Source organism: Dietzia sp. HMSC21D01, assembly GCF_001815995.1.
Taxonomy (GTDB): domain Bacteria; phylum Actinomycetota; class Actinomycetes; order Mycobacteriales; family Mycobacteriaceae; genus Dietzia; species Dietzia cinnamea.
Map to the genome: position 1 here is coordinate 1 of NZ_KV823794.1, position 13,532 is coordinate 13,532.

The following is a 13,532-nucleotide window of genomic DNA, read 5'->3' on the forward strand; positions in this document are numbered from 1 at the left end:
GGCCGGCGCCGGAACCTCGTCGGTGCGCTGGCGGCGCTGCTGGTGGCGGCCCTCGCGACGGGGACCGTCCTCGCCGTCGACCCGTCCTCCCCGCTGCGCCGCACCGACGGGTCGGCCGCGGTCACCCCGACCGGGAACACCACGACCGTCGAGGTGGTCGCGGTGGGGATGAGGTTCGAGCCGAGCACCGTGACCGTCCCCGTCGGTGACCGGTTGGTGATCGAGTTGAGGAACGACGACGAGACGACGGTTCACGACCTGTACCTGGCCAACGGGGTCGGGACCGGCAGAGTGGAGCCGGGTGAGACGGCGCGGGTGGACGTCGGCGTGGTGGGCCGCCCGGTCGAGGGCTGGTGCACAATCGCCGGGCACAAGGCGATGGGCATGACCTTCGATGTGCAGGTCGAGGGGGACGATCCCGCTGGCGGCGGGGCCGGCGGTGGTGTCGGCGGTGCGGCCCAGGACCCGCGCGCGGCCGGGCACGACGGCCACTCCGGCGCGGGCGATGACGCGGCATCCCCGACCGACGCGATCGACGTCCTCTCGCCGCCCTCGGACGATGTCGAGACCCGTGACCCCGTCCTCCCGCCCGCGCCGCCGGGCCGCGAGCACCGGGTCAGCCTCACGGTCAGGGAGACCACCGACGAGCTGGCGCCCGGGGTGGTGCGGCCGGTGTGGACCTACAACGGTGGGCTGCCCGCGCCGACGCTGCGCGGCCGGGTCGGGGACACGTTCGTGGTGACCTTCCGCAACGAGGGGACGATCGGCCACTCGATCGACTTCCACGCCGGTGACGTCAGTCCGGACGAGGTCATGCGCACGATCCCGCCCGGCGAGGAGCTGGAGTACCGGTTCACCGTGAAGCGGGCGGGGGCGTGGCTGTACCACTGCGCCACGGCGCCGATGAGCGGGCACGTCGCGGCGGGGATGTTCGGGGCGCTCATCGTGGACCCGCCGGAGTTGCCGGAGGTCGACCGCGAGTACGTCCTGGTGCAGTCGGAGGCGTATCTGGGCGGCGACGACGAGCCGTTCGACATGGACAAGATCGCCGCCCGCCGGCCCGACCTGGTGATGTTCAACGGCCACGCCACGCAGTACCGGCGGGACCCGCTCACCGCGCGGGTGGGCGAAACCGTCCGGATCTGGGTGGTCGCGGCGGGTCCGAGCGATGGCACGAGTTTCCACGTCGTGGGTGGGCAGTTCGACACCGTGTACAAGGAGGGGGCGTATCGGCTGCGCGACGGTCGCGACGCGTTCGGCGGGAGCGGCGGCGGGGCGCAGGCGCTGGACCTGGCGCCGTCGCAGGGAGGGTTCGTCGAGATGACCCCCGCCGAGCCCGGCCGCTACGTCTTCGTGGACCACTCGTTCGCTGACGCGGAGAAGGGCGCGACGGGCTTTCTCGACGTGAGTGACTGATCGGTCCCTGACCAGTCCCTGACCGGTCCTGACCGGGGGCACTTGATGCGTCACGGAATAGACGACGGCCCGCTCCGCTTGGTATAGATGACACATCAAATAGCATCGACCGACTGATCGGCCCGACGATCCAGGAGAGCGCCATGCCCGTCTACGTCCAGAACCCCGACCCCCGCAGCCTCGTCGAGCGGCCCGCCGACGACCTCCTCGCGCCGGACACCCGCATGGGAGCCGTGGAGCTGCTGGTCCGTGACCTGGACGCGATGATCGGCTTCTACTCCGAGGGCGTGACCCTGGAGGTGCTCGAGCATTCGGGCGAGACCGCGGTGCTCGGCCGCGCGGGCCTCCCGCTCGTGCGGATGCGCCGGATGCCCGACCTGCCGCCGCGGAAGTCCGGCGAAGCGGGTCTATTCCACACCGCCGTGCTGTTCGACGACGAGGCGTCGCTGGCCGCCGCCGTCGCCTCGGTCGCCCGGAACGCGCCCCGGTCGTTCACCGGTAGCTCGGACCACCTGTACAGCCAGGCGTTCTACTTCGACGACCCGGAGGGCAACGGCGTCGAGCTGTACGCGGACCGGCCCCGGGAGACCTGGGCCACCGAGCCGCACGGTCTGCTCAAGGTGGCCACCAATCCGCTGGATCCCAACGCGTTCCTGCGCAGCCACCTGCCCGAGACGTCCGCGAGCCCGCCGGGCGCGACGCTCGGCCACGTCCACCTGCAGGTCGGCGACATCGGTGTGGCCCGCGACTTCTACGTGGACGCCCTCGGATTCGAGGTGATGAGCGATGTCGGCTCGGCCCTGTTCATCGCCGCCGGTGGGTACCACCACCACATCGCCGTCAACACGTGGGGCACCGCCGGGGCGGGCCCGCGCGCGGCCGCCCTCGGGCTGGGGCAGGTGAACATCGACCTGCCGACCGCCGACGACGTCGACGCACTCCAGCAGCGCCTGACCGACCACGGGTTCCGGGCCCGCCACGACGGCGCCGTTCTGCGGGTCGACGACCCGTGGGGCACGCTCATCCAGGTCGGGGCGGCTGGCGCGGTCGCGGAAAGCTGACACGGTAGGCGCTGCGTTCGCCCGCGCGGTGGATTCGGCATCCGCCCCTGCGCATGCCCGCCGAACCCGCAGCCGCCCCTGCGCCTGGCGTCTCGCTCCCGGGCTTGGCGTCTCGCTCGTGCGCGTGCGTCGTGGAACCCTCGCAGCCGCTCCCGGCGATGGCGTCTCGCTCCCGGGCCCGCCCGCCGAATCCGCAGCTGCCCCTCGGCATGGCGTCTGGCCCGCCCCGCGGTGCGCGCGAGACGCCATGCCGGCGGGCGGCTGTGCGGAGCCGATCCGTGCCGCGTGTGCCGCGGTGCGTGCCCGGCGGGCTGCGTCGTCGGCTACCGCTTCGTGCCGACGGTCCGGCTGACGTCCGCCACGTCCTCGCGGGACCAGCCGCGCCGGTAGTGGCGGTTGCCGAACTGGTCGGTCGGCCGCGAGCGGTAGACCACGTACGGCCGCCACAGGTACCCGACGGGCGCGGAGAACACGTGGACGAGCCGGGTGAACGGCCAGATCGCGAACAGCAGGAACGCCACGATCGCGTGCGCCTTGAAGCTGAACGGCGCGTCGGTCATGAGGGCGGGGTCCGGCTGGAACCAGAAGATGCCGCGGAACCACACGGCCAGGTCCTCACGGTAGTCGTAATGGCTGATGATGTTGCCGATGATCGTGTTGCTCATGCCGAGGAAGATCGTCAGCGCGAGGAAGACGTACATCACCTTGTCGTTGAGCGTCGTCGCCGAGAACACCGGCCCGACGGTGCGGCGGCGGTAGATGAGGATGATCAGCCCGACGACCGTGCAGAAGCCGGCGATCGCGCCGATCACCACCGCCAGCCAGTGGTAGGCCTCCTGCGAGATGCCCACCGCCTCGGTCCACGACTTGGGGATCACCAGGCCGATGATGTGCCCGCCGATCACGAACAGCAAGCCGAAGTGGAACAGCGGGCTTCCCCAGCGAAGCAGGCGGGACTCGTACAGCTGCGAGGACCGGGTGGTCCAGCCGAACTTGTCATACCGGTACCGCCACCAGTGGCCCACGACGAAGATCGCCAGGCACACATACGGCAGGACGACCCACAGGAACACGTCGATCCAGGTCACATCGGTCATGGGTGGGCCCCGCTCTCCAGGTAGGACGATGAGGTGAACGCCTCGAGGCCGACGTCCTCGTCGGGCGGGCCCTGGGCGATGAGCTTGCGAACCGCCTCGTGGCCCTCGCCGTCGATCGGCGGGAGGGTGGCGGTGACGGCCGAGACGACCCCGGCCCATTCCGACCGGCGATCGGTGAGCGAGATGCGCAGCAGCTCGAGGCCCGGCCGGTGGTTCACGAGCAGGCCGCGGCAGCGGTCGAGGTCGTGCTGGGCGCCGAACTCCAGGACGACGCCCAGATGGTCGGGCAGTTCGTGGGCCGACATCACGGCGCCGGCGAGCTTGTAAGCGGTGACGAAGGCGAGCAGGGCGGAACCGCGCTTGCGGGTGTCGCCGTGCTGGTAGTACGTCAGGTACAGGCAGCAGCGCCGGCGCATGTCGAAGGTCTCGACGTACTCGGTCTGGAGGTCGGTCAGCGGTTCGCTCTCGAGCCTGTCGAGCAGCGGGAGCAGGGACCGGGCCGGGCCGCCGAGCTCGGCGACCAGGGCCCGCACGGTGGGCACCTGCTCCACGAGTTCGGTGGTCGGGTAGTCCAGCAGCAGCGAGGCCGCCTGGTAGAGGGCGCGGTCGGTGGGCGCACCGCGGCCCACGACGGGCGTACGTCCCGGTCGAACGGCCTGGCGGACGCGGGCGAACAGGTCGCCGGTGAAGAAGTCTGCGGCCACCGGTCTACCTCTTTCCCGGGAACAGGCCGCCCGCGCGCCCGTTGCCGTCCCAGTTGAGCAGGTTGATCCGCCGGTCCTTGCCCTCCGGGGAGGCGGCGGTGTCGGCGGTCTGCCGGTCGCGCAGAGCGTGGAAGTTCTCCACGGCGATCGGCACGTTGTGGTCGCCCGAGCCCTCGCCGAACGGGCCGGAGCCGCCCATGCCGGGGCCGCCGTCGAAGTCGAGGCTGCACTCGGTGACGAGCTCCTCGAGGTCGTGGGCCTGTTCCTGGTGCGCGGTGGGGATGACGTACCGCTCCTCGTAGTGCGCCAGGGCGAGGAGGCGGTACATCTCGTACATCTCCTCCTCCGTCATGCCGACGGCCTCGCAGAGCTCGCCGCGCGGCTCGCGCCCGAGGTTGATGTCGCGCATGTAGGTGCGCATGGCGGCCAGCCGGTTGAGCACACCCTGCACCACGTCCACGTCGCCCGCGCTGAACAGCTCGGCGAGGTACTCCAGCGGGATGCGGAGCCGGTCGATCGCGGAGAACAGGATGTCGGGGTCCTCGCCGTCGCCACCGTCGGCGGAGATCCGGTCGATCACCGGGGACAGCGGCGGGATGTACCAGACCATGGGCATGGTCCGGTACTCCGGATGCAGCGGAAGAGCCACCTCGTAGTCGTGGATGAGCCGGCGGATCGGGGAGCGGCGGGCGGCGTCCAGCCAGTCCTCGGGGATGCCCTCGGCGCGCGCGGCGGCGATCACCTCGGGGTCGTCGGGATCGAGGAAACACGCGCGTTGGGCGGCGAGCAGGTCCTTCTCGTCCGGGGTGGACGCGGCCTCGGCCACCTTGTCGGCGTCGTAGAGCACCAGGCCGATGTAGCGCAGCCGGCCGACGCACGTCTCCGAGCACACCGTGGGGATGCCCACCTCGATGCGGGGGAAGCAGAACGTACATTTCTCGGCCTTGCCCGTGCGGTGGTTGAAGTACACCTTCTTGTACGGGCAGCCGGTGATGCACTGGCGCCAGCCGCGGCACTTGTCCTGGTCCACCAGCACCACGCCGTCCTCGACGCGCTTGTAGATCGCGCCGGAGGGGCACGAGGCCGCGCACGACGGGTTGAGGCAGTGCTCGCAGATCCGCGGCAGGTAGAACATGAACGTCTGCTCGAACTCGGCCTTGACCTCGGTGCCGACCTTCTTGACGATCGGGTCGTCGGCGAGGTGCTCGGGGGAGCCGCCCAGGTTGTCGTCCCAGTTGGCCGACCAGGAGATCTTCATGGGCTCGCCGCTGATGAGCGAGTACGGGCGCGCGACCGGGGTGTGCTGCTGCAGCGGCGCGGAGACCAGCGTGTCGTAGTCGTAGGTCCACGGCTCGTAGTAGTCGTCGATCGACGGCATGGTGGGGCTGGAGAAGATCTGCATGAGCTTTTTGGCCCGCCCGCCGGCCTTGAGCCGCAGGCGCCCCCTCCGGTCCAGCTCCCAGCCGCCCTTCCAGCGCTCCTGATCCTCGTAGGTGCGCGGGTACCCGAGGCCGGGCCGGGTCTCGACGTTGTTCCACCACACGTACTCGGTGCCGGCGCGGTTGGTCCACGCCTGCTTGCACGTCACCGAGCAGGTGTGGCACCCGATGCACTTGTCGAGGTTCATCACCATCGCCATCTGTGCCATGACCCGCATCAGTACTGCACCTCCTGGGAGCGACGGCGGATGACCGTCACCTCGTCGCGCTGGTTACCCGTGGGACCGATGTAGTTCCACGCGTAGCTGAAGTGGGCGTACCCGCCGATCAGGTGACTGGGTTTGACCATGATCCGGGTCGCCGAGTTGTGGATACCGCCGCGCTTGCCATCGGTCTCGGACAGCGGGACGTCGATCGTGCGGTCCTGGGCGTGGTGCATGTACACGGTGCCCGCCGGCATGCGGTGCGAGACCACGGCGCGCGCCACGATCACGCCGTTGCGGTTGACCGCCTCGATCCAGTCGTTGTCCTTGACCCCGATGAGCGCGGCGTCGGCGTCGCTCATCCACACCATCGGTCCGCCGCGGCCGAGGCTGAGCATGAGCAGGTTGTCCTGGTACTCCGAGTGGATCGACCACTTGTTGTGCGGGGTCAGGTACCGGACGGTGAGTTCGGCGCCGCCGTCGTGGCCGAGCTTGGGCTCGCCGTACAGCTCGTGCATGTTGAGCGGCGGCCGATACACGGGCAGCTGCTCGCCCATCTCGGCCATCCAGTCGTGGTCCATGAAGAACTGCATCCGGCCGGTGAGCGTGTGCCACGGCTTGAGCCGCTCGGTGTTGATGACGAACGCGCTGTAGCGGCGCCCCCCGTGCTCGGACCCCGACCACTCGGGCGAGGTGATCACCGGCTGCGGCCGAGACTGGGTGTCGGAGAACGTGATGCGTTTGCCCTCCTCGCCGCGGGACAGGTCGGCGAGCTCGCGGCCCGTGCGCTCCTCGAGCTGCTCGAAGCCCTGGGTGGCCAGGCGGCCGTTGGTGGTGCCGGACAGGGACAGGATGGCCTCGCACATCCGGATGTCGGTGTCGAGCCGCGGGCGGCCCTTGCCGACGCCCGTGCGCGTCTCGCCGTTGTGCCGCAGCAGTGCCGCGATCTCCTCGGTGGGCGTGAGGTTGAGGCCCTTGACCGGCATGCCGGCGGACTCGGCGAGCGGGCCGAGGGAGCCGAACTTCTCGCCGATCAGCCGGTAGTCGCGCTCTACCGTGGCGATCTTGGGGAAGTTCTTCCCCGGCACCGGCTCACACGAGCCGTCCTTCCAGTCGGTTACCCTGCCGCCCGGGTTGGCGATCGCGTCCGGGGTGTCGTGGCCGAGCGGCACCGCCACCACGTCGGTCCGCGCGTCGAGGTGGCCGTGGCTGAGCTCGGAGACCTTCTCGGCGAGCATCTTGAACGTGTCGAAGTCGCTGCGGGTCTCCCAGGGCGGGTTGATCGCGGCGTTGAACGAGTGCACGAACGGGTGCATGTCGGTGGACGACAGGTCGTGCTTCTCGTACCACGTCGCCGCCGGCAGCACGAGGTCGGAGAACAGCGTGGTGGACGTCATCCGGAAGTCCAGCGTCATGAGCAGGTCGAGCTTGCCGTCCGGGGTGGCGTCGCCCTCCTCGCGCCACACCATGTCGCGGCCGCGGTGCCCCTCGGGCGCCTGGTCGGCGCGCAGGGAGCTGTCGGTGCCCAGGAGGTGCTTGAGGAAGTACTCGTCGCCCTTGGCGGAGGACCCGATGAGGTTGGACCGCCACACGGTGAGGATCTTGGGCGCGTTGCCGGGACCGTCGGGGTCCTCGGCCGCGAACCGTATGTCGCCGGCCTTGATGCGGTCCACCACGTACTCGCCGGCGGGGACGCCCGCCGCGGCGGCCTCGTCGCCCAGGTCGAGCGGGTTGCGGGAGAAGGTCGGGTACGAGGGCATCCAGCCCAACCGCGCGGACATGGCCACCAGGTCCGGGGTGCTCATGCCGTCGAAGCGGCCGTCGCCGGTCGGGGAGGTGAGCACGTCGGCCGCGTACGCGTCGTACTTCCACTGCCCGGTGTGCAGGTAGAAGAAGGCCGTGGAGATCATCTGGCGCGGCGGGCGCGACCAGTCCAGCGCGTTCGCGACCTGCTGGAACCCGGTGAGCGGGCGGACCTTCTCCTGGCCCACGTAGTGCGCCCAGCCGCCGCCGTTGACGCCCTGGCAGCCGGTCAGGATGGTCAGGGACAGAAAGGCCCGGTAGATGAGGTCGGAGTGGAACCAGTGGTTGGTGCCGGCGCCCATGAGGATCATCGAGCGGCCGCCCGAGTCCAGCGCATTCTGCGCGAACTCGCGGCCGAAGCGCTCGGCCTGGGCGGCGGGTACGCCGGTGTGCTCCTCCTGCCACGCCGGGGTGTACGGGGCGGGGTCGTCGTATCCGGTCGGCCAGTCACCGGGCAGGCCCTCCCGGGCCACGCCGAACTGCGCCATCATGAGATCGAACACGGTCGTGACGATGACCTCGTCGTCGTCGTCCAGTACTACGGTGCGGACCGGCACGCCGCGCGTGACGGTGTCGGCCTCGCCGCGCGGCGTGTCGAAGCGCGGCAGGACGATCTCGGCGGTGTCCCCGCCCGGGGAGTGCAGGCTCAGGACCGGGTCGATCTCGCCCAGGTCGAGATTCCAGCGGCCCTTGCCCTGCTCGCCGAAACGGTCGCCGAGCGTGCCGTTCGGCACCACCACGCGGTCGGTCACCGCGTCGAGCATCACGGTCTTGCTGGCGGCGTTCTCGCCCGGGTCCACGTCGAGGCGCACGGCGTCGGCGGTGAGGAACTTGTCCGGCACCACGGTGCCGTCGGCGCGGGTGCGCAGGGTGACGAGGAACGGCAGGTCGGTGTAGGTCTTGGCGTACGAGGTGAACTCGGGGGTGTCTCGACGGGCGTAGAACTCGGTGAGCACCACGTGGACCATCGACATCGCCAGCGCGCCGTCCGTCCCGGGGTGCGGGTGGATCCACTCGTCGGCGAACTTGGTGTTGTCCGCGTAGTCGGGGGAGACCACCACGACCTTCTGGCCCTTGTAGCGGGCCTCGGCCATGAAATGGGCGTCCGGCGTGCGGGTGACGGGGACGTTGGAGCCCCACATCACCAGGTAGGTGGAGTTGAACCAGTCCGCGGACTCGGGGACGTCGGTCTGGTCGCCGAACACCTGCGGCGAGGCCACGGGCAGGTCGGCGTACCAGTCGTAGAAGGACAGCATGGAGCCGCCGAAGAGCTGCATGAAGCGGGCGCCGGCGCCGAACGAGGCCATGGACATGGCGGGGATCGGGGAGAACCCGGCGACGCGGTCGGGGCCGACGGTCTTGGCGGTGTACACGTGCGCGGCGGCCGCCATCTCCAGGGCGTCCTCCCAGCGGCAGCGGACGAGCCCGCCCTTGCCGCGGGCGGCCTTGTAGTGGGCGCTCAGGACCGGGTCCTCGACGATCGACGCCCACGCGTCCACCGGGTCGGAGTGCACGGCCCGGGCGGTGCGCCACATCTGCATGAGCACGCCGCGCACGTACGGGTAGCGCACGCGGGTGGGGGAGTAGGTGTACCAGGAGAACGCCGCGCCGCGCGGGCAGCCGCGGGGCTCGTAGGCCGGCAGGTCGTCACCGATGTCCGGGTAGTCCGTCTGCTGGGCCTCCCACGTGATGATCCCCTCCTTGACGTACACCTTCCACGAGCAGGAACCCGTGCAGTTGACACCGTGGGTGGAGCGGACCACCTTGTCGTGGCTCCAGCGGTCGCGGTAGAACACGTCGGCGTCGCGGCCGCCGGTGTGGGTGACCGTGCGGAGGTCCTCCGAGGCCTCGCCGCGCCGGAAGAACCGCCCGGTGCGGAGGATGGCGTCGGTGACGGGGCCGTCGAGCCGCCCGGAACCGGAGGGAGCGTTCCCGCCGTCCGAGGGTGACGACGACGAGCTGGGCGAGTCGACGCTGGTCATGCCGACGTCCTTTCAGTCGCGGGGGAGGCGCTACGGCCGGAGCGGAGGAACCACAGCCACGTGAGCACCGCGGTGGCCGCGGAGAGCACGAACAGCAGGAGCAGACCGATGCGGTAGTTGCCGTGGGCGGTCCAGAAGTAGCCGAGGAGCAGGGGTGGGACGAAGCCGCCCAGACCGCCGACCGCGCCGACGATGCCGGTCACCGACCCGACGGCCGACGGCTCGACGAGCTCGGCCACCAGGGCGAAGACGGCACCCGAGGCGACGCCGAGGGACGCGCCCATGAACAGGAACACGACCGTGCCGAGCGGGTAGAGGGTGCCGCCCTCCGTGTTGATGAGGGGCATGCGCTCGGTCGCGGCGGCGGCCATCAGCCCGGTGACGATGTAGCTGACGATGAGCACCCACGCGCCGGGGAACCTGTCGGCCAGCGCGCCGCCGAGGGGCCGGCAGGCCACCGCGATCACGACGAACACCGCGGTGCGCAGGGCCGCGTCCTCCATGTCCAGTTCGTAGAAGTTGTGCAGGTAGGTGGGCAGGTAGACGGAGAACGCCACGAACCCGCCGAAGCCCATCGCGTACAGCCAGGCGAGTTTGAGGGTGACCGGGCGGGCGAGCGTCCTGGCGGCCTTGACCACCCAGTTGCCCTGGGCCGGGGCCCACGCCGGCGAGTTCTTCAGCAGTGCCCGGGCGACGACCGCGTACACGGCGAGCAGGACCGCGACCAGGATGAACGGCGCCTGGTCGCCGAAGGCGTCGCGGAGCCGCAGGGTGGTGAAGGCCGCGATCGCCGTACCGCCCATGCCGGCGCCGAAGATGCCGATGGCCGTGCCACGCCGGTGCGGCGGGAACCACGAGTTGACGGTGGGAACGCCGACGGCGAAGGAGGTGCCGCCGATCCCCAGGAAGAACCCGCCGATGAGGAGCGCGATGTAGCTGCCGTCGACGAACCCGACGAAGAGGGTGGGGATGATCGTCAACGCCGCGATCAGCGGAAACATCGTACGACCGCCCAGGCGGTCGGTGAGCGCCCCGACGGGGATGCGGCCGAGCGACCCGACCACCACGGGCAGCGCCACCACGAGCGACTGCTGGAACGAGCTGAGCCCGAGCTGGTCCTTGTAGGTCGCCCCGAGCGGGCCCATCAGCGCCCACGCCCAGAACGTGAGGAGGAAACCCGAGAAACACAGGGCCAGAGCGATGTTCGCCTGCTTCGGGTCGGGCGTGGCCGAGGACTGGGGCCGGGCGGCCTCGGGCTGTGGGTCCGCCGGCTGCGGAGACGCGGGCCCTGTCTGTGGGGAGTTCGGGCCTGAGGGCACCGGAGGTCCTTTCGCGTTGATTCTGGCTGCGGCGGGTCCGCTCGGTCGTGGGCGGGCCCGAACCTGAGTGTGTGTAACCGTAGGTCGCGCTGTTGGTGCTTTTCGCGCGTTGCGGCACTTTGTTATCCGGCAAATACATAAGGTTTTGAGCATTTAGAGCTTTCGCCGGAAATGGTGCGGGAAAAACGTCCCGGATAAACGCAGATAATGGCTCGGGCCAGGGGACGGAATGGGAACGACCCACGCCCCTTTGTTGATATCCCCGCTAATCCGCTGCGGAAAATCGGCCGTGGGCCCGGACGGCGACGCACCGGACCCACGGCGGCGGGATCAGACCAGCCAGTCGTTGGGCGCGAACAGCTCGGCGTGGAGGCGATCCTCGGGCACGCCGGCGTCGAGGAATTGTCGGCGGAGGGACTGGAGGAAGCCGGTGGAACCGCAGAGGAAGACGTGCGCACCCTCGGGGAGGGGGACCGACGACAGGTCCATGAGGCCGCGGTGGACCGTGCCCGGGCCGGAGACGGCGTCGGTGTCGGTGTCGGGGGCCTGCTCGTACCACGTGTGGACCTCGGCGTCCGCGAGCATCGAGGCCTCACCGGCCACCTCGTCGGCGAGCACGTGATCGGCCCGGCTCCGGTCGGCGTGCAGGACGAGCACCCGGCGGGGGTCCTCGGTCGCCGCCAGGTGGGCGATCATGCCGAGCATGGGCGTGATGCCGATGCCCGCCGAGCAGAGGACGACCGGGGCGTCCTCCCGGTCCTCCGCGGTCCCGGCGGCGTCCAGGACGAGATCGCCGAACGGGAGGGTGACCTGGATGGTGGTGCCGACGGTCGCGTTGGCGTGCAGCCACCCGGAGACCTCGCCGGCAGGGGAGGCATCGCCGTCAGCCTCGACCCGGCGGACGCCGATCCGCCACGTGCCGTCGCCCGGGGCGGTGGACAGGGAGTACTGGCGCAGCTGGCGGGCGCCGTCGGGCAGGACCACGCCGACCGAGGTGTACTGGCCGGGACGGAAGTCGGGCAGGGGCTCGCCGTCGGGCCCGCCGAGGGTGAACACGGCCACCGAGTCCGTGACGTCCTCGCGGGCGAGCACGGTGGCGGTGCGGAAGACGTCGCCGGGCTCGACCTCGGCGCGGGCGTAGAGGGCCTTCTCGAAGTCCACCAGGACGGCGGCCATGATCCAGTAGACCTCGTCCCACGCCGCCGCGACCTCCGGCGTGATCGCCTCCCCCAGGACCTCGACGATCGCGCCGAAGAGGTAGTCGTGGACCAGCTGGTACTGGTCTGGGGTGATGCCGAGGCTCGCGTGCTTGTGGCCGATCCGGGAGAGCATCTCGACGGGGCTCCTGCCGTCCACCAGCAGGGTGGCGAACGTGGCGACCGACGCTGCGAGGGCACGCTGTTGCGCGCCGAGCTTCTGGTTCCCTCGGTTGAACGTGTCGCGCAGCAGCTCCGGATTGTCGGCGAACATCGTCCGGTAGAAGACCGGCGTGATCTCGTCGATGTGGGCGCCGATCACGGGCAGGGTCTCGCGGACCACGGCGGCGTGCTCGTCGGACAGCTCGTGGGGATGCGCGAGGATCGACTCCAGGGTGGTGATCGAGGTGGTCACGGGTACTCCTTCTGCGAGAGCGCCGGGACAGCGACGGACGTGTCGGGGCGCGACGGGGCCGTCCGAGCACCAGGTGGGTCGGACTGCGTGTGGGTGGAGGACGAGGGTCGGCGGGTGTCACCGACCGGGCGGTCAGGGTCCCGGGCCGGTCCGGGGGCGGGCGCCGAGGCTGAGCGACACCTGGCGGGTGGGCGTGCGGACGATCCCGTCGACCGTCAGCGGGTCGAGGGTGGCGAAGAACGCCTCGCGGGCGTCGACCAGCGCGCGTCGGAGTCCGCAGTTGCCCGCGAGCGGGCAGGGCGTCGGGCCCTCACACTGGACGACCTCGCCCGGGCCCTCCAGTCGGCGCAGCAGCCGCCCGACCGACTCGTGCCGGCCGAGTTCGGTGATGACCAGCCCGCCGCCGCGGCCGCGCCGCGACTCCGCCAGGCCCAACTCGACCAGGCGGGAGACGATCTTGGCCACGTGGCTCACAGAGGCCTCGACCGATTCGGCGATCACCGCAGCGGTCATCCGCTCCTCGCGTTCGTCGGCGACGGCGAGACGCATGAGGGCGCGGAGCGCGAGATCGGAAGACCGGGACAACTGCACAACGCCGAGCGTGCCATATTGCGACTTGTCGCAGTGCATTTGTCGCGGGTGATCTCAAATACGTACTGAGCTGGTCATTTGCTGCCCGGCCCACCTGCGGCAACGCCCGCGGGGAGCGCACTCACGCGGCAGCCGCTCCTCTCCCTGGCGTCTCGCTCCTATGCTTGCCCGCCAGATCTGCAGCCGCCCCTCGGCATGGCGTCTCGCCCACCCCGCGGTGCGTGCGAGACGCCATGCGGACGAGCGGCTGCGTGGGACGCCCCTCGTGACGACGGCCCGCCCGCCGGCTCGCCCGCCGGCTCGCCC

The 13,532-nt window shown here is 70.6% G+C and carries 9 protein-coding genes; 2 read left to right on the plus strand and 7 right to left on the minus strand.

What is annotated here, in order from left to right; genetic code table 11:
* Nucleotides 1–1,416, plus strand: a 1,416-nt coding sequence (locus tag HMPREF3086_RS04110; protein WP_168169047.1) for a multicopper oxidase domain-containing protein, incomplete at its 5' end; no start/stop codon positions are given.
* 143 nt (nt 1,417–1,559) lie between these two features.
* Nucleotides 1,560–2,477, plus strand: a complete 918-nt coding sequence (locus HMPREF3086_RS04115) for a VOC family protein (protein ID WP_061914244.1) — start codon at nt 1,560–1,562, stop codon at nt 2,475–2,477.
* A gap of 323 nt (nt 2,478–2,800) precedes the next feature.
* On the opposite strand, the gene narI is transcribed toward HMPREF3086_RS04115, so the two are convergent.
* The 7 genes from narI to HMPREF3086_RS04150 all read right to left on the minus strand — a co-directional run bounded on the left by narI (nt 2,801) and on the right by HMPREF3086_RS04150 (nt 13,226).
* Nucleotides 2,801–3,574 carry a respiratory nitrate reductase subunit gamma gene (gene narI, locus HMPREF3086_RS04120; protein ID WP_061227824.1) on the minus strand — a complete coding sequence of 258 codons (774 nt, stop codon included), beginning with the start codon at nt 3,572–3,574 and terminating at the stop codon, nt 2,801–2,803.
* Entirely contained in the window at nt 3,571–4,278 is a 708-nt protein-coding gene (narJ, locus tag HMPREF3086_RS04125; protein WP_007627481.1) for a nitrate reductase molybdenum cofactor assembly chaperone, read from the minus strand. The genes narI and narJ overlap by 4 nt, the downstream gene beginning before the upstream one ends.
* Nucleotides 4,279–4,282: 4 nt before the next feature.
* Nucleotides 4,283–5,935 (minus strand): nitrate reductase subunit beta, encoded by a 1,653-nt coding sequence (narH, locus tag HMPREF3086_RS04130; RefSeq protein ID WP_070720281.1) that lies wholly within the window; start codon nt 5,933–5,935, stop codon nt 4,283–4,285.
* Entirely contained in the window at nt 5,935–9,705 is a 3,771-nt protein-coding gene (locus HMPREF3086_RS04135; RefSeq protein WP_070720283.1) for a nitrate reductase subunit alpha, read from the minus strand. Before HMPREF3086_RS04135 ends, narH begins: the two co-directional genes overlap by 1 nt.
* Nucleotides 9,702–11,024, minus strand: a complete 1,323-nt coding sequence (locus HMPREF3086_RS04140) for an MFS transporter (RefSeq protein WP_070720285.1) — start codon at nt 11,022–11,024, stop codon at nt 9,702–9,704. The genes HMPREF3086_RS04135 and HMPREF3086_RS04140 overlap by 4 nt, the downstream gene beginning before the upstream one ends.
* A gap of 330 nt (nt 11,025–11,354) precedes the next feature.
* Nucleotides 11,355–12,635: a globin domain-containing protein gene (locus HMPREF3086_RS04145; protein ID WP_070720287.1), complete on the minus strand. Its 1,281-nt coding sequence runs from the start codon at nt 12,633–12,635 to the stop codon at nt 11,355–11,357.
* 132 nt (nt 12,636–12,767) lie between these two features.
* On the minus strand, nt 12,768–13,226 hold the full coding sequence (locus tag HMPREF3086_RS04150; protein ID WP_007627491.1) for an RrF2 family transcriptional regulator: 459 nt from the start codon (nt 13,224–13,226) through the stop codon (nt 12,768–12,770).
* Nucleotides 13,227–13,532 lie beyond the last annotated feature (306 nt).

Coding starts and splice junctions, on each gene's coding strand:
- HMPREF3086_RS04115 (WP_061914244.1), top strand. CDS start 1,560: ATGCCCGTCTACGTCCAGAACCCCGACCCCCGCAGCCTCGTCGAGCGG.
- narI (WP_061227824.1), bottom strand. CDS start 3,574: ATGACCGATGTGACCTGGATCGACGTGTTCCTGTGGGTCGTCCTGCCG.
- narH (WP_070720281.1), bottom strand. CDS start 5,935: ATGCGGGTCATGGCACAGATGGCGATGGTGATGAACCTCGACAAGTGC.
- HMPREF3086_RS04135 (WP_070720283.1), bottom strand. CDS start 9,705: ATGACCAGCGTCGACTCGCCCAGCTCGTCGTCGTCACCCTCGGACGGC.